The 23,606-nt window shown below is 46.7% G+C and carries 22 protein-coding genes; 10 read left to right on the top strand and 12 right to left on the bottom strand.

Translation table 11 applies throughout. The features are described from left to right. Nucleotides 1-165: 165 nt before the first annotated feature. A complete protein-coding gene (locus tag Q0991_RS04920) occupies nt 166-786 on the bottom strand; it encodes a hypothetical protein (protein WP_299486039.1) in 621 nt (206 codons plus the stop codon). A 260-nt stretch (nt 787-1,046) separates the two neighbouring features. On the opposite strand from Q0991_RS04920, the gene Q0991_RS04915 reads away from it, so the two are divergent. Next, a complete protein-coding gene (locus Q0991_RS04915; protein ID WP_299486038.1) occupies nt 1,047-3,083 on the top strand; it encodes a flavin-dependent dehydrogenase in 2,037 nt (678 codons plus the stop codon). A gap of 83 nt (nt 3,084-3,166) precedes the next feature. On the opposite strand, the gene Q0991_RS04910 is transcribed toward Q0991_RS04915, so the two are convergent. From Q0991_RS04910 to Q0991_RS04890, 5 genes are all read right to left on the bottom strand, one after another. Continuing rightward, a complete protein-coding gene (locus tag Q0991_RS04910; RefSeq protein ID WP_299486036.1) occupies nt 3,167-3,775 on the bottom strand; it encodes a hypothetical protein in 609 nt (202 codons plus the stop codon). A 215-nt stretch (nt 3,776-3,990) separates the two neighbouring features. Next, a complete protein-coding gene (locus tag Q0991_RS04905) occupies nt 3,991-5,481 on the bottom strand; it encodes a sodium:solute symporter family protein (RefSeq protein ID WP_299486034.1) in 1,491 nt (496 codons plus the stop codon). 177 nt (nt 5,482-5,658) lie between these two features. Then, the gene (locus Q0991_RS04900) at nt 5,659-7,074 is read right to left on the bottom strand and encodes an MFS transporter (RefSeq protein ID WP_299486032.1); all 1,416 of its coding nucleotides are present in this window, start codon (nt 7,072-7,074) and stop codon (nt 5,659-5,661) included. Between the two features lie 727 nt (nt 7,075-7,801). After that, nucleotides 7,802-8,293: a GNAT family N-acetyltransferase gene (locus tag Q0991_RS04895; RefSeq protein WP_299486031.1), complete on the bottom strand. Its 492-nt coding sequence runs from the start codon at nt 8,291-8,293 to the stop codon at nt 7,802-7,804. Nucleotides 8,294-8,333: 40 nt separating this feature from the next. After that, entirely contained in the window at nt 8,334-8,495 is a 162-nt protein-coding gene (locus Q0991_RS04890) for a hypothetical protein (RefSeq protein WP_299486030.1), read from the bottom strand. A gap of 248 nt (nt 8,496-8,743) precedes the next feature. Here Q0991_RS04890 and bcp point away from each other — a divergent pair, with 248 nt between their 5' ends. Together bcp and Q0991_RS04880 are read left to right on the top strand one after the other, a co-directional pair. Beyond that, complete coding sequence (bcp, locus tag Q0991_RS04885; protein WP_299486028.1) at nt 8,744-9,208, top strand: thioredoxin-dependent thiol peroxidase; 465 nt, start codon at nt 8,744-8,746, stop codon at nt 9,206-9,208. Between the two features lie 173 nt (nt 9,209-9,381). Further along, entirely contained in the window at nt 9,382-9,837 is a 456-nt protein-coding gene (locus Q0991_RS04880) for an NUDIX hydrolase (protein ID WP_299486026.1), read from the top strand. On the opposite strand, the gene Q0991_RS04875 is transcribed toward Q0991_RS04880, so the two are convergent. Beyond that, nucleotides 9,827-10,660 carry a pantothenate kinase gene (locus tag Q0991_RS04875; protein ID WP_299486024.1) on the bottom strand — a complete coding sequence of 278 codons (834 nt, stop codon included), beginning with the start codon at nt 10,658-10,660 and terminating at the stop codon, nt 9,827-9,829. The two genes, Q0991_RS04880 and Q0991_RS04875, sit on opposite strands and share 11 nt — an antisense overlap. Beyond that, complete coding sequence (locus Q0991_RS04870) at nt 10,650-11,084, bottom strand: anti-sigma regulatory factor (protein WP_299486022.1); 435 nt, start codon at nt 11,082-11,084, stop codon at nt 10,650-10,652. Before Q0991_RS04870 ends, Q0991_RS04875 begins: the two co-directional genes overlap by 11 nt. Before the next feature lie 225 nt (nt 11,085-11,309). On the opposite strand from Q0991_RS04870, the gene Q0991_RS04865 reads away from it, so the two are divergent. Next, on the top strand, nt 11,310-12,431 hold the full coding sequence (locus tag Q0991_RS04865) for a SpoIIE family protein phosphatase (protein ID WP_299486020.1): 1,122 nt from the start codon (nt 11,310-11,312) through the stop codon (nt 12,429-12,431). A 33-nt stretch (nt 12,432-12,464) separates the two neighbouring features. Here Q0991_RS04865 and Q0991_RS04860 read toward each other — a convergent pair whose 3' ends face one another. Next, complete coding sequence (locus Q0991_RS04860; RefSeq protein WP_299486018.1) at nt 12,465-12,794, bottom strand: STAS domain-containing protein; 330 nt, start codon at nt 12,792-12,794, stop codon at nt 12,465-12,467. Between the two features lie 259 nt (nt 12,795-13,053). Between Q0991_RS04860 and Q0991_RS04855 the strand changes: the two genes are divergently transcribed. After that, nucleotides 13,054-13,929 carry a phosphatidate cytidylyltransferase gene (locus Q0991_RS04855; RefSeq protein ID WP_299486016.1) on the top strand — a complete coding sequence of 292 codons (876 nt, stop codon included), beginning with the start codon at nt 13,054-13,056 and terminating at the stop codon, nt 13,927-13,929. Between the two features lie 273 nt (nt 13,930-14,202). On the opposite strand, the gene Q0991_RS04850 is transcribed toward Q0991_RS04855, so the two are convergent. The 3 genes from Q0991_RS04850 to Q0991_RS04840 all read right to left on the bottom strand — a co-directional run bounded on the left by Q0991_RS04850 (nt 14,203) and on the right by Q0991_RS04840 (nt 17,266). Continuing rightward, nucleotides 14,203-14,478, bottom strand: a complete 276-nt coding sequence (locus tag Q0991_RS04850; RefSeq protein ID WP_299486014.1) for an HU family DNA-binding protein — start codon at nt 14,476-14,478, stop codon at nt 14,203-14,205. Nucleotides 14,479-14,728: 250 nt separating this feature from the next. Next, nucleotides 14,729-15,595, bottom strand: a complete 867-nt coding sequence (locus Q0991_RS04845) for a M23 family metallopeptidase (protein WP_299486013.1) — start codon at nt 15,593-15,595, stop codon at nt 14,729-14,731. 471 nt (nt 15,596-16,066) lie between these two features. Then, a complete protein-coding gene (locus Q0991_RS04840) occupies nt 16,067-17,266 on the bottom strand; it encodes a glutathione S-transferase family protein (protein WP_299486012.1) in 1,200 nt (399 codons plus the stop codon). Nucleotides 17,267-17,462: 196 nt separating this feature from the next. On the opposite strand from Q0991_RS04840, the gene Q0991_RS04835 reads away from it, so the two are divergent. From Q0991_RS04835 to Q0991_RS04815, 5 genes are all read left to right on the top strand, one after another. Further along, nucleotides 17,463-18,089, top strand: a complete 627-nt coding sequence (locus tag Q0991_RS04835; protein ID WP_299486010.1) for a TetR/AcrR family transcriptional regulator — start codon at nt 17,463-17,465, stop codon at nt 18,087-18,089. 209 nt (nt 18,090-18,298) lie between these two features. Further along, the gene (locus Q0991_RS04830; RefSeq protein ID WP_299486009.1) at nt 18,299-18,493 is read left to right on the top strand and encodes a hypothetical protein; all 195 of its coding nucleotides are present in this window, start codon (nt 18,299-18,301) and stop codon (nt 18,491-18,493) included. Between the two features lie 58 nt (nt 18,494-18,551). Beyond that, nucleotides 18,552-19,913: a bifunctional UDP-N-acetylglucosamine diphosphorylase/glucosamine-1-phosphate N-acetyltransferase GlmU gene (gene glmU / locus Q0991_RS04825; RefSeq protein WP_299486007.1), complete on the top strand. Its 1,362-nt coding sequence runs from the start codon at nt 18,552-18,554 to the stop codon at nt 19,911-19,913. 123 nt (nt 19,914-20,036) lie between these two features. Continuing rightward, a complete protein-coding gene (locus Q0991_RS04820) occupies nt 20,037-21,860 on the top strand; it encodes a hypothetical protein (protein WP_299486005.1) in 1,824 nt (607 codons plus the stop codon). A gap of 213 nt (nt 21,861-22,073) precedes the next feature. Continuing rightward, nucleotides 22,074-23,549 carry a DUF3131 domain-containing protein gene (locus tag Q0991_RS04815; protein WP_299486003.1) on the top strand — a complete coding sequence of 492 codons (1,476 nt, stop codon included), beginning with the start codon at nt 22,074-22,076 and terminating at the stop codon, nt 23,547-23,549. The last annotated feature ends 57 nt before the right edge of the window (nt 23,550-23,606 follow it).

Here is a 23,606-nt window from a genome sequence, read left to right as displayed (position 1 = left end):
TAGGGTAGTCGTTTCGGCCACCCTATTTTCTTTGAAATCACACTGCCCTATCTACTGCTGACTCTAGATTTGAAGTACCTTGTCATCCCCAAAGCTTTTGGAGATAGGTCTTGGACAAATCGACGCCGTACAAAGCAGTGTTAGGAAATGCTCCCCGTAATTGCCTTAATGTCCGTCCGGCACCACAGGGAACATCCAGAATCCGAATTTGGCTGGCAGAGATGGCGGAGAATGCAGCCAATCCTGTTTTAAGAGGAGCCAGGATCCGACGACGCATGGCATCAGCCGTACCACCAAATAGAAGTTCAACTGTAAGTCATAAATTTCAGCAGATGTTTCACTCAAATAGCCATTGGTTTGATAGTGAAAATTCTGGATATAGTACTGGGGGTAGCTATCAACATCAATTCCAGGAGCAAAGTCTTGGTAATTTTTTTGATCTGCTCGAGCCCAAGTTTGAGGAGCATCCAACCAAATTTGAGGGTAAAGACGGAAAAACTCTTCCCAAGGATTATCAAACAACAAGCTGATAGGATAGACCCCTAACTGAGCATCTTGCCAATCTTTTTCCATCAAGTCGGCTTGGCGATTTTGGACGTATGAAAGTGTTTCATCATCCAACGAATCAACTTTACCTAAGCCGGGATAGAATGCATTTTTGATATTTGCCAGGACCTGGCGATGGGCAGCACCGAAGGCATTTTTACCTTTTTGTATCGTCTCATAGGTAAATTTGGCAGCGGGTTCAGCCAGAGGAAGCTCAAAAAGATTGGATAAGGCTTGCATAGAACTTAATAAATCTTTATATTCTATTTATCATAATTCATTTTGCAAAAGCGAAATAAGTAACGTACGCCAAGGGTCAAAATTAGCTTATGGTGTGGTTAGCTGTGCTGTTTACTAAGCCTAGCGTCAATATCTCGTGGTTCTGACTATTCGACCGTAAAAAAGAACAACCGATGTCCTTGTTCTCAAGCATCAATCCACAGCGCAGTCGCACATAAGGTTTATTGCCGATAAACCATTTCTCTCCGATACAACAGGGTATGCAAGAACTTTCCTATTTAGAAATCCCCACACCGAACACTGACGCTGTTAGACATTGGTTGCAATCTTCATATATTTCCCCTGCAGGCCAAAAGGTATCGACGCCCTCCGGTTGCCGATTGCAATTTCCTGGGCAGCCTAGCGAATTAGCTATTTTTGTATGGTCTTTGCAACGCACCACTTATCTGAAGGTCTTTCGCTGGGGTTCTGCTCCGGTTCCCCAGGAAAAGAAGCTGGTTAAAGCCCTAGAGCAGTCGTTAAGAACTCACTTCCCCTATTACTATCCCAAGCCTCCCACCATCGATTTAGAGCAAGCGTCAATCTTTGCAGCTCTGGCAAAGGATTATCCCCGCACCGTCCAATACTTTCAGCGGTTTCCCAATGGCGAGTATGATCTCACCCGAGCTTACTGGTGGGAGCAACGCTGGCGCGACGGAGTTCGCAATCCAAAACAACCGAAAGAAGTGGTGTTTTCCCAAGTCGTATCGGATGCGCCTGAGTATGATTTGGTCTATTTAGGCGGTGCCCTTGGGGTGATTCATGCAGCGGTGATGGCTCGCCTAGGCTATCGGGTTCTCTTGATTGAGCGACTGCCCTTCGGTCGGATGAATCGGGAATGGAATATTTCTCGCAGTGAGTTTGCCAATCTGATTGATTTGGGGCTGTTCACCCCTGCCGAATTTGAAAGTTTGATCGCCTCTGAATATGTTGATGGGTTTCACAAATTCTTTGATGCCAATAATCCATCTCGTTGCCAAGCTCCTGTATTGAGAACACCGACGGTCCTCAATATTGCCATTGATTCCGAACGATTGCTGCGGTTGTGTGGTGAAAAGCTCAGGCAAGCTGGTGGTGAAATTTGGGATCAAACTGAATTCCAGCGCGTGGATATTGGTGAGACTGCGGCTTGTGTTCAGGTTGTTCATCTGCCCAGTGGCGCGGAAAAGACGGCCACAGGACGCTTGTTGGTAGATGCCATGGGAACAGCCTCTCCCATCGCCTGGCAACTAAATGGCGGGCGGTCCTTTGATAGCGTCTGTCCCACGGTCGGAGCGGTCATTTCTGGTTTAGATCGTGAGGTTTGGGATGCGCGATACGGCGATGTCCTCAATAGCCACGGCGATATCTCGCGAGGGCGGCAGCTCATTTGGGAGCTATTCCCCGGTAAAGGGGATGAGCTAACGTTCTACCTGTTCCATTACCATCAGGTTCATCCCGACAATCCCGGCTCTCTGCTGGAGATGTATGAAGACTTTTTTTCGATTTTGCCGGAGTATCGCCGCTGTGATTTAGAGGATTTGACTTGGATTAAGCCGACGTTTGGCTATATCCCGGGGCACTTTAGTTTGGATAGTTGCGATCGCACCATTGCCTTTGATCGACTGATTGCGATCGGAGACTCGGCCTCCTTGCAATCGCCACTCATTTTCACGGGATTTGGCTCCTTAGTCCGTAACCTCCCTCGGTTAACGGATTTACTCGATACCGCCCTCAAGCATGATTTGCTAAAAGCCAAACATCTCAACCAAATTCGGGCCTATCAAAGCAACGTTGCCGTGACTTGGCTATTTTCCCGCGGGATGATGGTACCCACGGGTAAACATTTGCCCCCTGAGCGTGTCAATGCCATGCTTAACACCTTCTTTGGCATCTTGGAAGAAGAAGATCCCGAGGTAACAGAAGCTTTTATTAAAGATCGGTTTGGCTGGCTACCCCTCAATCGTATGGCCCTCAAAGCTGCCTTTACCAACCCCGCCTTACTTCTGTGGATTTGGATCGTGGTGGGTGCCAAAGACTTACTCCGTTGGCTGGGTAGCTATTGGAGTTTTACCGTAGATGCTTTTGGCAATGCACTACTGCGGTCATGGTTTCCCCAACTAGTCCGTTGGCTACAGCCCTTACTGGAGGAACGTTTTCCCCAACTCTGGCTCAGCTTATTAGCTCGGAGCTACGCAGTTACCTACTCCCTGGGGCAAGCCCGTGTGGAGCAAGTCCTCAAACCTCAACCTAAGTCTGAGCCTGCAATCGTTAAGTAAGAGGTGATCTTCAAGCTGGACAGAAACTGAATAGGTAGCCAGTTCTATCTTTCTGCCCTGATTGAGTTGAAGCTGCGAGCCAGTCACCGCAAGTCCTTGGAAATAACGATGGTCTTGATGCGATCACTATCTCGTACTGGATCTTGATACTTCTTGTCAATTTCAAAGGAAATACCCATTTTAGGATATGACCACTGCCAGGTATTAGTTGGTGAGCGCTTGGGGTTGCCGTAAGCTTCTTTGATTTGTTTGCGTGTATCCCCTAACCCGATTCCCTGTTCTGTCTTACCCTTATAGGGGCAACTATCTTTGATGCAATTCACCTGTATCTCTTTTAACGGTAAAGCTCCTTCTCGTTGCAATTGATTAACCCTTTGTTCAAACAAAAATTGAAACCCTTGGGATTTATAGTTAATGGTGATGAGTTCCAGGCGGCTAGAGGTGCAAACTCCGTTTACACATTTCGATTCAGTAAACCCAAGAACTTTTCGTTTATAGTTCCGCCCCAACTGGGCAGTAATTTCTCTCAGCGAAGTAGAACGAAGGCTAATATCGCCAAAGCCAACTCCAGGCTTTAGGGTTGCATTGAGATACTTATTTTGTGTTTGAATTTGGGTAATTTCATTGCACGCACTTATTAACGGGATGCTGATCAACGTGACAATGGATAGTAAAGATTTAGAATAAGGCACAACTAACCAGGACTACTAAAGCAGCTTACTTCGTTAGGGTTAGGATGCCCATTTCTCTCTTAGATAGAGAAGAAGTGAATGTCAAGCGAATCATTCTGGTATTGCAGGTCGAGGCAGCCTATGGGGGCGACAAAGGAATGACATCAGGAAGGGTGTCATCTAGGCATTATTCTCATGCTAGAGCTATTGTAGGGTCTAACTCCCAAAGCGTAAGCTCACACATTCTGAAGTGCTTTTCGAACGGACTCTTCCGTAATGCGAGCTGGCTTATAGGTCAGCTTTGAAACAACCAAAAACAAAATTAAACCAACTAACGGACTTATCAGCGTTGGAATGCCGTCAAAGTCAGCCTTAAACCAGTTATTGGGAATATACAACAGCGTATTTTCGATGCCAAATGTAACTGGCATTAAAGCAAATAGCACCAATCGCATGAGTGAGCCAACAATAATGCAAGCCAAAGCACCCTCACGAGTCGATTTAGGATAAAACAAACCACCCGCCAAAGGAACCAAGAGCCCAGCGAACCCTAAATCAAATGCCAAAAGAAGTAGAACCCCTGTTTGCGGAACTCTTAAGGCAAAAAACACCCCCATTACCGTAATGAATACGGCCATTAAACGAGTGAGGGCCAATAATCGATCGCCTCCTGCATTGTGGCTACCATGACGAATGCCTAGAATATTGTGAGCAATGACTGATGAGGTGCCTAATATGGCTCCATCTGCGGTAGATAATGAGGCGGAGAGAATCGCCACAATTACCAACAATGCTAAGATTGGCGGTACAACATTCTGCAATAACGCATAGAGAACAGGTCCTTCAGCCGTCACACCAGCTTGCTGCAAAATACTAGGGGCTGAAAGCGCAATGATTGAAAAAGGGACTCCAATAATCACGGTTCCGAACGAGCCGATTAAACAGGCTCTTTGGGCTGTTTCTGGACTTTCAGCTGAAAAAATCCTGGCCATAAAGTCAATGGCAACGATATCTCCTAAACCCAATGCGAGTAAGGTGGCCCAATTCACAAGGGCACCAGAACCTGGATCGGTCATCTGTGCCATCGCTAATGGGCCAGTTCCAGCCGGAATATCCAAACCAAAAGTCGAGCCAATAAAGCCAAATAAGCAAAGTGAACCAATCAAGGCAATAAATACTTGAATAGCATCGGTGTAGGCAACCGCAAACAATCCACCACTGGCGGTGTAGATAAGAACAATCCCTGCTAGCAACAGAACCCCGAGGGTATAGGATGTGCCCAGAAAGGTTTGGAAGAGATAACCGCCTGCCACTAAATTCCCAGCTAGTAGAAATGAGAAGCTAATCACCATTAGTACTGCTGCTACCCATTCTGTTGTGCGGCCATACTTAACACGATAAAAGTCCGGTAGAGTAATTAGACCCATGCGGTTCATCGGTTTAGCAAAGAAAAGGGCTGTCAAGAATAAGCACAATGCCAATCCTAATGGTAGGGCGGCCCCTGCCCAAAAACCGAACTCAGCGGCCAAGTCAGTATTGCCAAGGGTGGCGTTGGAGTCGACGGATTGGGCCATCAGGGTGGCTGCAGCCAAAGGCAATGTTAATCCACGCCCTGCGACTAAGAAATTGACACTGTCTCCTTTAATCTGCTTAGAGGCGTACAGGCCAATGCCAAGGGTGGCTATCAAAAAGGCAATGATGCCACTTGGGAGCAATGCTTCTGTCATGACGCTGCGCCTCCTAAGATTTGGAATTGCTATGACAGGCATCATAGGCAGATTCTGCACAATGAACTGTAGCTAGATAGACTAATCGATCAGTAAATATAATTCTGACAACGCAATCAGTCATGTGGTGCGATTCAATGTTGCGGATAAAAGCGATGTGTTGAGCAGCAAATTTTACTAATGGGTGCTGACGAGCTGTTCAGCAGGAGCATAGTCATGATTTAGAGGCTCAATGTCTGAACTGTTTTGGACTCGCTGGGTCAAAAGTGCGGCCCCCAGCATAAAAACACCCCCCATGACAACAGCAATCAACCGATTATCTGCAAATAGATGGTTCATCATCCACCCCAAGCTCAGGGATGCCACAATTTCTGGTAGGACAATAAAAAAGTTAAAGATGCCCATGTAGAGACCGCTCTTGCTTACTGGTAGCACATTAATCAACATGGCATAGGGGAGAGACAACATACTGGCCCATGCTATCCCCACACCCACCATCGGCAGTAAGAGTGCATATTGATTGTGAATCAACAGGAGGGAGCATAAGCCTATGGCTCCACAAATCAGGCAGAGGGAATGGGTGACTTTCAAACTGATGTGCTGAGTTAGTTTAGGCAGGACAAAGGAAAAGATACAACAGACTGCGTTATATAGGGCAATACACAGCCCTGCCCATTCAATCCCTGTGGTGTAGAGTAAGGTGCCTTCTGAGGTCGCCCCGAAAATATTATGTGCGATCGCAGGTGGGAAATACAAAAATACACAAAACATCCCAAACCAGCTACAGAACTGCACCCAAGCCAACTGGCGCATCGTTGCGGGCATTTCTCGTAGGGCAATACCAATATCCGATACCATACCTTTGGCATCGGTCTGAGGCGTTTGGGGATAGGCTGAGTCAAATTCTATGGGTGGGGGTTCCGTCGTCGTGACAACGGTCCACACCACTGATCCTAAAAAGATCAAAGCGCCGATATAGAAGGAGAGTTTAACGGCCATCGGCACCGTATGGTAATTCTCTTGGGATTCAATCACGCCAAATCCATGGTGCAATAACCAGGGTAAAGCCGAAGCAATCACCCCGGCTAAACCGTGAAAGATACCTTGAATCGTAAAGCCTAAGGTGCGCTGCTTCTCTGGCAGCAAATCTCCCACAAAGGATCGAAATGGCGTCATGCTGATATTGGCCGAGGTATCCAAAATCCACAACAATCCCACTGCCATCCATAGACTGGGAGCATTCGGCATCAAAATTAGTGCTACGGACCCTGCGATCGCACCTGCCAGGAAATAAGGCCGCCGCCGCCCCAGCGGTCCCCAGGTATGGTCACTTAAGTACCCAATAACGGGTTGTACGATGAGCCCGGTTAGAGGGGCGGCTAACCAGAGCAAAGGAAGTTGATGGACCCGAGCTCCTAAATGTTCAAAAATACTGCTGGTGTTGGCCATTTGCAGGCCCCAGCCAAACTGAATACCAAAAAAGCCAAAACTCATGTTCCAGAGTTGCCAAAAGCTGAGTTTAGGAGCTTTTGAGCGATTCGAAGTGCAATCGTTATTTCCTGGCTTATCAATCTCCTGCCCTACCGTAATCATAGAGGGCACCTACAGTTCAAGACTCTAAACAGGAAATATTTGATAAACACAACCTCCAAAATAAGGGGGATAGCCTGGCAAAACATCTTTTAACGAAGGCTATGACAGAGGCAAGAAGCGATGTTTCTCTTGAGAAAAATGCTTGGCATACCATAACCACCCTAGTTTTCCCCATAAAGGCCGTTCAGTGATGGGGATCACGCTTAAAAATTAACAAATGTAAGAAATATTTTTATTGATTTATATTATTTCAACAAAAAAGCGGTGTAAAAATCGGCTTTTTGATCGATTAAATCGGGCGAGTAGAAAAATATTAACCGTTTTGAATGAGTTGCAGCAGTTCATCGGTGGATATCTTGCCGCTCATATCGGCACCCTCTAACAAACTATCGGCTAAATCCCGCTTATGCCGATGCAGATCAACGATGTTCTCTTCAATCGTGTTCTTGGTTACCAGCCGATCAATGGTGACGAGACGTTGTTGACCAATCCGATGGGCGCAATTTGAGCCAGCGTTTGTGCCACTTCTTCCTGCTGCAATAATCCAGGTTAACCCCAGTTCGGGTTAAGCCCATTTTTGAGACTCTTCTACGAAAGAATGCAGGTTTCAGCTAACGCAAGAATAAGGGTTTTAGCTTATTCCGAACTAAGGTTACAAGCTTGCTCTGTTGTTTATGCATAGCATTCCTGGATTCGAACATAACCGGCCTGCTGCTAAGAGGACAACTCATAACATTCCGTCACGCTCTGGCTGTTTAACAGACTTCATCAGCAAGAGGGCTCTGGGGGCATACCCCAGTTTTTCGTATAGAGACCTCGCCGCCTGGGCATGGGCAAAGACCTGTAAACCAATTTGTGGATTCCCTTGTTGTACCGCCCACTGTTCTGCTCGCCTTAATAGGGCGGTTCCTAATCCTTGCCTCCGATATTTTGGCGTGACGTAAACAACAAATAGATGGGTGTAAGCCTCTCCCGTCACCTGGTCGATGGCCGTTCCAAGCCACAAGCAACCCACAAAATGTTGGTTATCCGATTGAGGAGACACTAGCCAAAAAGGGGTTTGGTCTGACCAATACTGATCAATGATTTCCTGAAGATGATGATAGTTGTTGCCTGGGTAGAGTTCTTCAAACGTATATTGCATAAATTGCAGCAATATATATCGTTCAGAACCTGCGCCCAAACGGAACCCAAATCCAGGTAATAAGACTTCACTCAAGGGTGATTCTTCAGACAAAAAACAGGACCAAGCAGAAATGCTACTCGCTTATGACCACTGCGGGGGACGAACTAATCTCCTCTACGGGTGCAGGTTGAGCCATATCCTCGGGTAGAAAAATTCTGGCACTGACCGCGACTAGAGCGACAACAAAAATCAATACGATTAAGAATGGAGCAATGGTTTGACGGAAAAAGGTCATAGTTGAGAATCACAGGAGAGGGATATCTTTATCCTAGCGTTGCCCGGAGTCCTCCATCGCTTAGCTCGACCCTAATGGCAGGATAGCGCTGGGTAATACGTGATTGTTTGCATCAACACTTCTGAAGACGAGCATCTTAGGGCATAATTCTAGAGAGATTCCGCCCAAATAATGTCACTAGACCCTTAAAAAGTGACCCAGATTTTTACCGCTTCATTGTATCGATTGATCCTTTACCTTTACAGACTATGACGTTAGAAGTTGGCGAAGATGCACCCGGCTTTATCCTGCCAGACGCGAACGGAAAGCAGGTTGACTTGCAAGGTTTCCGAGGGCAATGGGTGGTTCTCTACTTTTACCCACGAGATAATACGCCAGGCTGTACGAAAGAGGCTTGCGGATTCCGCGATTTGTATACCCACTATGAAGATAAGCAGGTCGTTATCCTCGGAATTAGTGGCGATGATGGGAAATCCCATCAGAAATTTATTGATAAACAAAGCCTTCCTTTTATTTTGCTGTCAGATTTAGATTTGAGCGTTGCCAAAGCTTATCAAGCCTATGGGCCTAAAAAGTTTATGGGCAAAGAATATGAAGGGATCTATCGCCATACTTTTTTGATCGACCCTGACGGGAAGTTTGCGAAGATTTATCGCAAAGTCAAACCTGCCCAGCATGCGTCAGATGTCTTGAGTGATCTAAACTCGCGCTAAAGCACCTAGAATACAGTCCATCAGGGGTTAAGCGAACTATCTCACTGAACTGTTATCAGAGTGTGCATAATTTTTGAAATTTGCCTTGATAAGTTAATTGCCGTGTCAGACCATTCATCCAGTTTTTTTGGCTTCATTGTCTGCCCTAGATAACATCTTTCGTTATGTTCGTTATGAAACGTTTTGCTTATGTGGCTCAGACAGCGCTGGGCTTACTCTTTCGGCATCCGCTATTAGGAATATGCCTAATCCCGATTCTTGAGGATGGGCAAATCATACTTGTCAAACGTCGAGACAATGGCTGTTGGAGTCTCCCTGGAGGGATGATGGATTGGGGCGAAACGATTCAACAAGCGATTGAGCGAGAGCTGGAGGAAGAAACTGGACTCGTGATGGAACAGATGGGGCGGTTAGTGGGGGTCTACTCATCCCCCGATCGAGATCCACGGTTCCACTCTGTTTGCCTCACCTTTGAAATTAAGGTTCAAGGTAATCTACAGGTTAAGGACATGAATGAAATCTCCGAGGTAAAGTCATTTGACCTCGATCATGCCGCCAATATGTCCCTTAGCCATGACCATAGGCAACAGTTAGCGGACTACCTCCAGGGGACGCTCGTCATCCGCTAGTTTGGTCAGACGCTGTTTCTAGGGAATGGGATTCGTGTAAATGGTGTTGGCGCAAATGCAGTAGCCCTGAGCCCTGCAGTAGGGGATTGAGAATGATGTGGTTAGAGAATTCATAGATTTGGGGTCTAGGTTTGCACAGATAACGGTAGAGCATGGGGGCATCTCCCCCCGTCATCACCACTTTGCTGGTTGGAAACTGGGATAGCCAATCGTGAATATAAGTCGTCAGGCTAGAGATAACCGTGTGGACAATACCACTTTGAATAGCAGTGTTTGTATCCATTGCCCATCGGTCGGGCAATTGATTGGGTAAGGAGACGGAGGGGAGGGCTGAGGTCGCTTGTAGCGATTGCAATTGCAATCCCAAACCCGGTAAGATAGCCCCTCCTAAACATTGGGTGATAGAAATGGCCCCGGTATAGGTTAATGCAGTTCCAGCATCAATGACGAGTATGGGCCAGCCATACAATAGACCTGCAGTCCAAGTGCATAATGCCCGATCGAGGCCAAAGGTGGGATAGGGCAACTGGAAGGGGAGATCAATTGCTGTTAAGACCTTTGCTTGCGGGTAGGTCTGCCAAAACTGCGTTTGAGACGGAACGACCGAGATAATCCATAACTCTGGTCTATCTGTGCCAGCAGGACAATCTTCGAATGCAGGTGAAAGCTGTTGCCATTCTTGCCAGTTGACGGGAAGGGTGGCTGTGGAGACGTGAGCTGTGTCCCAAGTTTTATTCAGATGAGGACCTTGAAAAGAGAACCAATGCAACCGGGAATTACCAATACTTAGGGCAACCCAGGATAAGGTAGCCTTAGCTGACATCGTCATTTGGAGACCAAAACTTAACAATTGATAAACAATTGCGACAATTATCGACTCGGCGGTACTGAAGATGGTCGGCTATCCGGTGGATCAACAACAATCCCCGTCCCCCATCGACCTCCTGACTAGGAAACGCTGGATGGCTCTGCAAATACTGCCGCAGATCAAAGATTGGACCTTGATCCCAAATCCGAATTTCAATTCGATCCAACTCAATCCCCAGCTCTACTTGAATAGGGGTTGCTTGAGGCAGGGCTTGATGGGCATGGCGAACTGCATTTGTGAATCCTTCTGCTAGGGCAATCTGACATTCTAGCCACTTCTGTTCTGGTATCTGAGACGGATGAATCTTTTGAAACCAGTCCATAACCTGGGCTAAATTATTCAGATCGGTATCAACGTCGAGATGATAATGCGTTGGCATCTGTTTTGGGGGGGACTATTCCTCCATCCATGGGTCCAAGGCGATTCGAATCACACGCTAGAAATAGGCATCTTTGATCTAATTATAGGAAACGAAGCTCCCAAGATCCCCTGATTAAGGGACATTTTCCGCTTGTTACACTAAATAAATGCAGTGGGTGAATCCTGTATCTTGGATGGGTTGACCTGGCACGCTCTAGCCTGAATCCTACGTTGCTGAAATTTTATGATGCAAATTCTGATCATCGATGATGATCCGATTACCCGGCTGCTTCTCTGCCGCACGTTAGAAAAACAAGGCTATCAAGTCGCTGTTGCAGTTAATGGACAAGACGGACTTGAAACAGCCCAAGAGATTCAACCTGCCTTGATTATTTGTGATTGGATGATGCCTTTACTGGATGGGATTGAGGTCTGTCAGCAATTAAAATCGAATGCACACCTATCCGCAACCTTTTTTATCTTGTTGACCTCCCGCTCCGATTTGGATGATCGGATTGCTGGTCTCAATGCGGGGGCAGATGAATTTTTGACTAAACCGATTGATATGAGCGAGTTGCAAGCTCGGGTAAGGGCAGGGCTTCGGCTACATCGTTTAAATCTCGACTTGCGAGAACAAAAGCAGATGTTGGAAGCTGAACTGGCTGAAGCGGCTCAATATGTGCGATCAATTTTACCGCCCCCTTTGCAGTCTCCGATTCAAATTCAGTCCCGATTTATTCCGTCGCGTCAATTGGGTGGCGATTGTTTTGATTATTATTGGTTGACCCCGGATACGTTGATCGTCTACTTACTGGATGTCTCCGGGCATGGTTTGGGAGCGGCGCTTCCCTCCGTATCGATTTTGAATATGTTGAGATCGCAGGCCTTCCCAGGCATTAACTATCAGCAGCCCCATGAAGTGTTACAGGCCCTCAACCATCGATTTACCATCAGTCCGGAGACCCCAAAATACTTAACGATATGGTACGGGGTATACCACCATTCCCGTCAAGAACTAGTCTATGCCAGTGCGGGTCACCCCCCTGCCTTACTGGTATCCAATACGGATGCAGTTCAACCTCTAAAAACCCCAGGATTACCCCTGGGACTCTTCACAGAGTTTAGCTATCAAAGCCAAACCTGCAAGATTGGGCTTGATCAGACCCTCTATATCTTTAGTGATGGGATTTATGAAGTGAATCAACCCAATCAAGAGTTGTTAGGTCTAGAGGGGTTCTCCCAAATTCTGCGGACCCTACACCAACGACCCTCCCCTTCAATTGATGATATTTTGGCGCAGATACAACAGTGCACCAACCAGGGATTTACAGACGATTTGGCGTTACTACAGCTTGTTTTTGGTTAAAGTTAGGTTTCGTTAAAGCCTGAATCATCCGATTCAAAGCTTAAGTAATTCGCTTTGCTCGAAATGCTGCCGATTCTCGTAGATCTGAAAGATTTGAGTAATTTCAGTGAGATGAAATAGCGTTTTCACCTGAGTGGTTAGGGAACACAGCACCAGCTGACTTTTTGTGGCCCGAACTGCCTTAAGGGCAAGCACTAAAGAGCCCAGCCCAGAACTGTCCATAAACTTGATATCTTGACAGTCCACTAAAATAATGTCCGCCCCATCATCGATTGCTGCTGTGACATCTTGGCGAAACGTTATTCCAGTGGTTCCGTCAAATATGTCGTTGGGCTGTAGGGTTACTACTTTGGGATGCATCATGGACGTTGAACATAAGAATTGAAACTAATCCGCAGACAATCACCATACACGCCAATCTTAACCTTGGCCTGTGAGAGTACCCCCTCATCAGGCATAAACGTTGGCAAAGAGCCGTTCCTCAGAATACTCTGTTTTTCGATGAGATCGCCAGTTCGGATGCTTTTTGTTATCCTCAATGCATCCTCCTCTCGCCCAGGCCAACCCGCCTAGAGGCATCAACATAGGATAATAACTTTGAGGGAAATAATAACCTGTTTATATGCCTTGGGCTCGAATCATTAGTGGGATAATTGCCATCGTTCTGGCGTTGGGCATGATTTTGTTGGGTGGATGGTACTTTACCCTTGGCTTTTGCATACTCGTGTACTTAGCTCAGGTTGAGTATTTTGACCTCGTGCGGGCAAAAGGAAATCGGCCTGCTGGAAAGACCACCATGATTGTGAGTCAGTTACTCTTGATTACGGCTACCATCAATGTAGCGTTGGCTGATGCCGTCTTACCCGTAGCAGGGACGTTTATTTGTTTTTATCTGCTCTTCCAGCCTAAGTTAGCGACAATATCCGATATCTCCAGCTCAATACTGGGCTTATTTTATGGTGGTTACTTGCCCAGTTATTGGATTAGGGTCCGATCGCTAGATTCTTTAGAAACCAGTAATTTGCCCCTTTGGGGATATTGGCCCGAGCAATGGTCCAACCTCAATCAACTGCCCATGGGACTGACCATTACGCTTTTGGCATTTGGCTGTATTTGGGCAGCAGATATTGGTGCCTATACTTTTGGCCGCCTCTTCGGTAAAACGCGGTTATCCAATATTAGCCCTAAAAAAACGGTTGAAGGGGCTGTATTTGGCGTCTTAGGAAGTGTGACTGTTGCGGTGCTGGGGGCGAAGTTCTTTCTTTGGCCGTTCTGGGTTTTCTTGGGTCTCGCTCTGGGGTTGTTAATTGGGATTGCCAGTCTGTTGGGAGATCTAACCGAGTCGATGATGAAACGTGATGCAGGCGTAAAAGACTCTGGACAGCTTATCCCAGGCCATGGTGGCATTCTAGATCGAGCCGATAGCTACGTATTTACAGCCCCCTTGGTTTACTATTTCGTAACGCTTTTACTCCCTCTCATCCAAACTCTGGCTTAACAGGATGGGGGGATTCAAGTTAGGGGCCGAAGAATTAGAATCTAGACGTGACCCCAATGAAATAGCGCGAAGAATAGACATAGTCGTGAAAAATCTATGCCTAAGAAATGGTAAATGAAGGAGTGATCGACAAGTCACCAAAGCTATACTCAGATTGCGGAGGCGATCATTAATAAATCGCAGCAAATCAACCTGAACTATCCCGATGAGAAACCCACAAAGTAGAGGTTTCAATGGGCTGCTTCAGAAATGAAATAAGAAAAAGTGGGTCAATTAATGGGCGACTTTCTCTTTGAATAGCTTCCCGGCACTGAAAGCTGGAACCCGAGTTGCGGGTATTTTCAGCTTTTTGCCTGTTTGGGGATTGCGTCCATTTCTTGCTTTGCGATCGCGCGGTTCAAAACTGCCAAAGCCGACTAGCGTAACTTTATCGCCATGGCTAACTGCGTCAATAATCACATCAACTGCAGCACTGAGGGTAACATCAGCTTGTTTTTTAGTTACTCCAGTTTTATCGGCAATGGCATCTACTAATTCACCTTTATTCATTGAGGTATCCTCAAAACCTTGCGAGCATTTTATCTCAAGTTTTTAAAAAGGGAACACCTATAGCAAAGAAATTGCACAAAAGTAACAAAGAAAATTGAAAAAAGTAACATTGAGGATGTTGAATGGTGACTTTGATTTGTGAAATTGAAGCGATTAATTTATACCGATAATAAAAATATATAGCGTCCTCCGAAGTCAAGCATTCAATATAGATGAAATGAGATTCAAATAACTAACTCAATGAAAAAGATTAGCTCGCTCTACGGGCAAATTGGGCACAGGATCCTGAAATTCGAAACGGCACAGTTTGCGAAAACTTTGCGCGACTCCCTCCTTTTTGGACTTCAACGTGTAGATGGGGACCTGAGGACCATCCTGAATTTCCGCTATATCCTATCAGTTGTCCCGCCTTGACCCAATCTCCAGCTTTGAGCTGGACTCGACTGCGGAACCCCTGTTGTAAATGGGCATAGGCGGAACGATAGCCATCTGCATGTTCGATCCAAACGTAGTTGAATTTAGCAGCATTCGCCCTCGTGCCTCCCGTGTCAGGAAATTTATCTTGTAGCCGAATGACTCGTCCAGCTTTCATTGCATAGACAGGAGTGCCCATTGAACTGGCAATGTCATAGGCATACTCCATCCGGTTTTGGTGAGTTTTACCACGAATTCCTTGGGAAAGATATCCTTTACCGTTTAGGGGATGACAGAAGCCACTTAATGGAGAAGCAAGGGTAGGAGGCTGGGTCGCCACCAGAGAGGATTGCAAAGGGGGCTGTTGGGGCAGTGGCTCTGCACTGGTTTGGGCACCTCCAAGGGCATCATCCACAATGCTTTTTTGTTTTCTCGCATTTTGATGGTTGGCTGATGTGGGCGGCATGATTGAAAATGTTGGCCCTAAGGTGCTGAGAGTCAGTAGAGAACAAGCCACCCAATTCCGACATCGCTGTTCGAACAACACTTGCTTTAACTGCGATCGAGAAATCAGCCCCTGTTGAATAAGCGTCTCTCCCAGTTTTTGTCCAGTTTGCTTTTGGATCCTGAGTGCTTGTTGGAGTTGGTGCTTGCTAATCAGGCCTTTTTGGGTGAGGACTTTGCCAATGCGAACTAGATACATGATCAGGAATGAGTGGAGTGAGTATCAAATACAGTAATGCCGAATGGCGACATGCGAGTGACATCTGCCGATGTCAAGGACGATAAGAATCTTGCATCCTAGCTACACCCTAGCCGGGATAGCAAGAGAATGAGATCCGAATTGATACGGAGTTTGCACTCGTTTTCTTGAGTGAATGATTTAACAGAAATATTGTCTTACATTCTGATTTTATGAGCTCTGAAATCTTTGTATAGAAATACTTTTGTGATTTATGTAAGAGTAGAAAAAATATTTTTAGTGCCCGTATAAATACGGTATCTTGCTATTTATTACGCTCTTTGGGGAATCCTAATAGCAAGCCAGAATGAGGAATCAATTATCTATGTTGGCTAAATATTCTTGGAAGTGAGACTTCTCAAAACAGGATATTCTATCCGCTAGCTAAGTCACTATTAGCGTGTCTGAACCTGCAGGATCAGATGAGCTGCATCATGCTTTGGCAAAGTTGGCGGGATCTTGGTCATGGCGGTGACGGACTGGAATAGGCGTGCCTTGTCGGTTGCCTACGAGTGCAGCGGTTGTCTCTAGAGATTCCTTAAGACGCTTAGCCGCATAGATGGACATATCGCGCGGAACACTGATGCGATCGCGCAAGTAACGCAACCCAATATCAGAACCCGGTGGGGGTGGGCAGACCTCGCCCGTGATCAAATGGGTCAGCGCACAGCGCAAGGCTTCATCAAATAACTTGTCCTGAGTGGGATTGACCTTAATGATATTTTCGTGATGCTTGACCACCCGATGTAAGGCTTCAGCCCGAGAGGTTTCGGGTTCAGGATAGGTGACATCCGGTAACTCCGCCCACGGGCCATTATCCACTCGATTCATATGGATGGGCGTTTGTGGATCGTTGTTCTTGTAGCAACCGCCCATTTGGGGAGGGAGGTCATGGGCATGGGTGTGGAAGTCGCTTTGAGTGCCTCGGTAGGTGGGCCGACTTTCCATGGCATCAAACCAATCCGAGAACCGAGGATTCTCTTCTCGCAAGGAGTAGCCTTTGTAGTAGTAGAGGCTGGCGTTCATGCGCTCCACATAGGGGGTAAAAATGACGTCTGCGGTACCAAAGTCTTCCAGGAAATAAGGTCCAGGGGTTTGACTTAGGGTATCTTCCACCTTGTCCACCACGCTGATAAACTGCTCTCGATTTTGCTGATCTTGTCGAGGGCGAGAGGGATAGCATAACCAAGTACACCAAGCTCGAAACAGTAGTCGTTCCAGTTGGCGTAAAGAAATGACTGTCGGATCTTTCATGCCTTTGCCCAAGGGGCCAAACGCTTGCTCTAGAGCGAATAAAATATCATCGCTTTCTGTAATCACCCGGCCATCTAGCTCAAGGGCGGGCAGCATCCCGGAAGGAACAATGCGCTTATACCACCGCTCTTTTTCCCCATAACAAAACATCGTCACTTTCTCGATTCGATAGGGGATCTGCTTCTCTTCTAGCCATAGCCACACCTTTTGACAGTAGGGACACCAGGCATGGTTATCGCGGAATAGCGTTACCCGTACGTTGTCTTCGGATTGCCCAAACAGGCGCAGGCGGGATTGGGAATTGGTTGGACCATTCACAGGATCCAAATGGAAGTCGGTACGGTCAGCTAATTCAGACCAGCTTAGGGGAGTACGCATGAGGATATTCAGGGGAACACAAGGCGATCGGATTATAAAGGGTTCTGAGGGAAAATTGCACAGCAGGGCTAAACGGTTAACCTCTGTCAGATGTTTAAACTTTTGCTACAAGATAAGGCCACTCGATTATGGGCTTGCTTAGAATGTTGACGAACGTACGTTCACTAAAAACCAGAAAAAGTTAAAATGATAACCTTTGAAAAGTAACCAATCTAAATGTTTTACTCGTCGAGACGGCAAGCAAGCTATTTTAGATGCTGCCCTTGAGTTATTTACTCATCAAGGCTACGAAGAGACGTCTATTGAAGACTTGCGAAAAGCCGCAGGATTCCGATCCAAGGCCAGTCTCTATGCACACTTTACAAATAAAAAAGCTGTTGCTGATGCGCTCTCTATCCAGATATTCAAGCAAACAGAGCATCAAATTTTAATTGATTATGAAAATGCAGGTTCTGACTCGCTGGAAATTCTAACTGCCGTTACGAGAGGGTTTATCCGATGGGGATTTAACCATCCTAAGGAGTATACGTTTCGGTTTGTTAGAAATCAGCAAGAAAGATTGATCAAAGGTCAATTTGACTACACGACCGATCAGTTTTCAACCGCTTACGTGAAGATGCTGGAGCTACTACAAAATTTGCGCCGGGACTATCCTGTCCGCCAAATTGCTGATGAAGCGCTGATCAGTGTTGCTTTGGGGTTGGTTAGTAGAGCTGTGATTGATCGAGAAGCTTTTGGAAATATCAGTATGGAGAAACAGGTCAACCAAGTTTTGGAACTTTGCATGGGAGTATTTTTTGCTGAACCCATTCCATGGGTTTAACCCGGGGTAGAGTGCCTAGGCAGCAGCAAGGGATATTGAAGATCCCCCTGATAAATGGAGGAATTTTTTTTGCCTATTAGTGAACGAACGGACATACAGCTTGTATCAACCGCAATGGATGAATGTTGTGATTCCCTTCAGAGTAATCACTTATCCCTTTGGCGAGGGCAATTTTCAGAATCACCCACCACTTTGGAGAATAAACAGTAATGCCGAAACATAGTCCCAGACAGTTAGGAGAAGCAACTAATCGTTTGGCTCAATTGAGAGATTTATGTGCAAATTTAGCTCTATCTATAGAAGCTGGTTTAATCCCAACTCAGATTGCTGAGATTTGTGAAATTGGTGCTGAGGAACTACAGGATATTGGTCGTGAACTCAGTCGATATAACACTTCTACTTAACTCAAAAGGTCAGGAAGCACGATATACTCCGTGGGTGTTGACTCGCTAGGACAAGGACATGATCGCGGTAGCAATTTTGGCAGCGGGAAAAGGCACGCGCATGAAGTCGAACCTGCCCAAGGTACTCCATCAGTTGGGAGGGAAAAGCCTGGTCGAGCGAGTCTTAACCAGTACCCAAAATCTATCTCCGTCTCGTCAGATCGTAATTGTGGGGTATTGCGCCGATCAGGTGCGAGCCGAGATGCAATCCTGGCCCAACTTGGAATTTGTTGAACAGACTGAGCAGTTGGGGACGGGGCATGCTGTCCAGCAAGTGCTGCCTGTCCTGCAAGGATTTGACGGAGATCTGCTCGTTCTCAATGGGGATGTGCCTTTGCTCAGACCCGAAACTCTGGAAAAGATGTTGGCAACTCATCAAAAACATCATAATGCAGCTACCATTTTGACGGCCCAGCTTCCTCATCCCAAGGGCTATGGGCGGGTTTTTTGTGATGCGCAAATGCATTTGCAAGAAATCATTGAAGATCGAGACTGCACCCCCGCCCAACGCCAAAATCAACGCATTAATGCAGGGGTCTACTGTTTTCGCTGGTCTGCTTTAGCAGAAGTCTTACCGGATCTCAAAGCAGAGAATGATCAGAAAGAATATTATCTGACGGATGCCGTGAATTACCTGGATCCGGTTATGGTTCTAGATGTGGAGGATTATCAAGAGATTCTAGGCATTAACGATCGCAAACAGTTAGCTACGGCCTACACCATTTTGCAAGATCGAATTAAGGATGCTTGGCTCGCTGCTGGTGTGACTATCGTAGACCCAGACAGCATTACCATCGATGAAACCGTCGAATTAGGGACTGATGTTATTATCGAACCCCAAACTCACCTACGAGGTGATACCAAAATTGATACCGGTTGCCGTATCGGTCCTGGGAGTTTGATCGAGAATAGCCGAATATGTGCCAATGTTCAGGTGCTATATTCAGTGATTTCAGATAGCCGAGTCGGCGATAACTCCAGAATTGGACCCTACACGCATCTGCGCGGAAATGTGCACATTGGCGAAAAATGTCGGGTCGGTAATTTTGTGGAAATGAAAAAAACAATTATTGGCGATCGCACCAACGTGGCCCACCTATCTTACCTAGGAGATGCAACCCTGGGAACCCAGGTCAATATTGGTGCAGGGACCATTACCGCTAATTATGATGGGGTTAACAAACATCCGACTCAGATTGGCGATCGCACGAAAACAGGTGCAAACAGTGTTTTAGTGGCCCCCATCCGCTTAGGAACAGATGTTACAGTTGCAGCGGGTTCCACGATTACCAAGGATGTCGGTGATGATGCTCTGGTTGTGGCTCGTCAACGGCAAAGTATTTTGCCGGGATGGCGACCTATTTCCTCTAAAAAGACATAAATAATGATGCGTTAGTCCACAATTTACAGGGCACTCTAAACTGGGGCAGATTGATTTTTCTGAGATAATGTCGCTTTTTGGCTGAATTTCCCCTATGACCTGCTTTGTGGTAGAACATCTCTCATGCTCTCCGTGCTGGCAACGCTATGTTTGGGCTGTCAACCCGACTTCAATGCTCCCGACATACAGGAGTTATCTCAAACTCGCTTGACTCAGCCCGTTATCCAGCCCCCTTATTTGATAGCGGGTCCCTATGAGTTGAACCCTGGCTTACGCCAGCTCCCTATTCAGCCGAACGATACCTGGCAGAAGCCAGATCCTGCCCCGCAACAGCCCAAACCCCCACCTGCCATTACGCCTCAGAGCCACCCTGAAAAGGGGCCTCAAGGCGGAGCCACCGTTCCTACTGATGTGAATATCAAGGTTGAAGCGTCGAGGGTAAACAACTCCCCGCCCTATTCCCCCGCCCCTGTCCCTCCCAACTCCCCCCTACTGATCATTAGTCCAGCCGCCCGGCCCTCAGGTCCTGCGCTTCGGCCAACAGATATCCCCGATACCTCCTCATCTATCCCTTCAGAAGATGCTTTTCAAGGCGGGGCATTGCCGTCTGCTAATCCTGTTTACAGCCCAGCTGCCCGGCCTTCAGGTCCTGCTTTACCACCAACCCATATCCCGACGCTGCCCTCCTCAGCGCCCCCACCCGAAGCGGCATCCCAAGGCGGTGCTGCAGAACCTGCTGATCAGATATCGACACCCAGTCCTGCTGTTCGTCCATCAGGCCCCCGTCCTCGTCTAGGGCAACCCAGGCCGCAGCGCCTCCGTCCTGCCCAGACAAATCGGCCTCCAGCGACATCTTCTGCGAAAACGGCTCCTCGATTTCGCACGTTACCCTCACCTGCCCGCCAGCAAAATATTTCACCCGCATCCCAGCCGGTTCTGGTGCAGGATACGCCAACACCGGTCCCAGCAGCGGTTCAACCTTCATCGGTACCGAAAGATCTTCCGGTGCAACCGTCTCAGATCAATCCTCCAGATCGTTTGCCTACAGAGGGTGCTCCGATTGGAGCCGCCGATGATCCGCAGGTGTCCTTTTTGGTCTTAGAGAACTCGACGACGGATTTTAAGCTTGATTTCGATGAATTTGGCAAAGAAAACTTAAAAATCGAAGAAATTATTTCTTTTCGCCTCCGAAATGGGGACCTTGTTACCTTTACAACCGGCTTGAATACTTATAAGCAAAATGATCTGGAACCGGTCAAAAATATTCCACTAATTTTAGGGTGGGAGACTGAGCAGGGGGATGTCTCTCTGAATGTAGCTGCTGGTGCTGAAGTGTTTAACCGTTTAGACCCCCAGCCCACCTTTAAGGTAGGGGCGAAAACGTCGCTTTTTGGGCAAGTTCTGGTTTCTGGGGAGGTTGAACATGGCCCTTATAAGTTCAACACCACCACTTTAGAGAATGAAATTAGCTATTGGCGCTTTCGTCCGAGTGTCTTTTGGCAAATTGACAGTCAAACCACATTCTTTGGCCTGTTCCAAGCGGGTTTGTTCAATGATGGCAACCAAGAAATCCAGTCTTTTAGCCGCTTGGAGCGCAAGATCGGGCCTTTTTCGGTGGCCGCCAACGTATTTACCTGGAACTTCGCTGAAGATTTAGAGGCAGAAAGTGGTTATTTCTCGCCCCTTAGCTTTTTGCTCTATAACGCTGAGGTGGGGTGGAAAGGTAAAATTTTTGACCCATTAACCTGTCAGTTTGCTGCTTCTATTGGCAACCAAGTGGTTAATGGCGGTAAAAGTACGGGTCGAGGTTTACAAGCAAAATGTACAGCCTCCTTAGCCGAAAATGTTGAGCTTGATTTTGGCTATGTTCTCACCAATATTATTTCGAGTGGTGCTGGGGCCAGTAACAGTCATATCTTTTCAGGTCAACTAAGAATCGATTTTTAATTTTTTCAGAGTGTTAAACCTATTGATGAGTTGGGAATTCTAGGGCAGATAAGCCCCTTTTTGGTAAAGAAAGTTTATCTTGCTTGATGATTATTGATCTTTTTTTCTAGTTTTCAGAAATCAAGAAAACTTTCTCTAGCTGGTTATCCTAGCTGCCAATTAATATTGTTTCAGTGCTGACAATTACGGTCATTATTCCAACTGGGAGCAGTTATGAATTCTAATTTTGAAATGCCACCTAAAAAACTTGCTTTTCTCACCTATTTAGGTGGCGTCGTAACAGCCGTCGCTGCGATCGCAGGCTTAGAACTGTTATCGGGAAATCTGTCTAAAAAAACAACCCAAGAGTCTGCACCTACCACCACTGCTACTGCTCCCGATACTGCCAAATCTGACTCAACCCAGGCGAAACCGAAGGTCAAACATGAAAAACCGGATTCACGATCCATTAAATTTCCAGGTGAACGGGTGAGTAAACAAGAAATTGCCAAGACAGTTACGCCCTTTACCCCCGCCCATGTTGGCAAACTATCCCCTGAAGAGCTCAAGGTTGCCCAGAAGGCTTGGAGCTATTTTGAGACCAATATGAATCCCGAAACGGGCTTGGTCAATTCTGTGGATCAATTCCAATCCGTGACCCTCTGGGATCAAAGTGCTGCGATGGCGGCTTTAGTCAGTGCGAAGGAATTAGATCTGGTGTCTGAGAAGGAATTCAAAGAGACCATGAGCAAGATGCTGACGACTCTAGCCAAGCTGGAACTATATAAGGGGGAACTGCCCAACAAGGTCTACAATTCCCAGACCTTAATGCCCGTGAATTATGGCTCCCTCGATCAGCGAGAAGAAATTGGCTGGTCAGCCATTGACCTGGGTCGTATCGCCCTCTGGCTGAAAATTATTGCCGCTAAATATCCTGAATTCGAACCCCAAACCACAGCAGTGTGGAAAGCCTGGGATGTCAAGCGGTTGACCAAAGATGGTCAAATGTATGGCACCAGTATCAAAGAGGGGCAAGAGCAATACAACCAAGAAGGGCGCCTAGGGTACGAAGATTATGCAGCCTATGGCTTGAAACTGTGGGGGCTCAATGTTGATAAGGCCCTCGACTATGACAACAAATCGGCCTTTGTCGAACTCTATGGCCATAGCATTCCGTTTGATGTCCGCGATCGCGAAAATTCGGAAGCGAATAACTACGTTTTGAGTGAGCCGTTTTTCCTTGATGGCATCGAAACCGGATTTAAAGCTCTGCCAAAAGCCTATGCGGATCGAATGTTAGCGGCCCAGGAAGCTCGTTATGAAGCTACGAATCAATTAACGGCGATCACGGAAGATAATTTGGACCGAGAACCCTATTTTGTTTACAACACCTTATATGTGAACGGCAAACCCTGGGCCACCATTAGCGATACTGGAGAAAATTACAACCACCTTCGCTTTGTGAGTACGAAAGCAGCCATCGGTTGGCATGTTCTTTACAACACAGATTACACCAAAAAGTTATTTGCTTTTGTGCAAGAAAAAGTTGGTTCGGAAAAAGGTTGGTACAGTGGTTTTTATGAAACCTTAGATGAACCAAACGCCGTATTGACAGCTAATAACAATGGCATTATTTTAGAGTGCTTATTATTTAAGAAAGTTGGCAAGCCTCTAGCCATTTGGGCGGGAGTATCTGAGCCAGATGCGTAGTAGGAATTAGCCCTATTCACTTTCTCGTCAACTGCAACTGGGTTTGTTGTTCTTTTG

It is taken from the genome of Acaryochloris sp. IP29b_bin.137, from assembly GCF_028285745.1.
Taxonomy (GTDB): domain Bacteria; phylum Cyanobacteriota; class Cyanobacteriia; order Thermosynechococcales; family Thermosynechococcaceae; genus Acaryochloris.
This window is presented reverse-complemented; position numbering and strand designations above follow the sequence as displayed.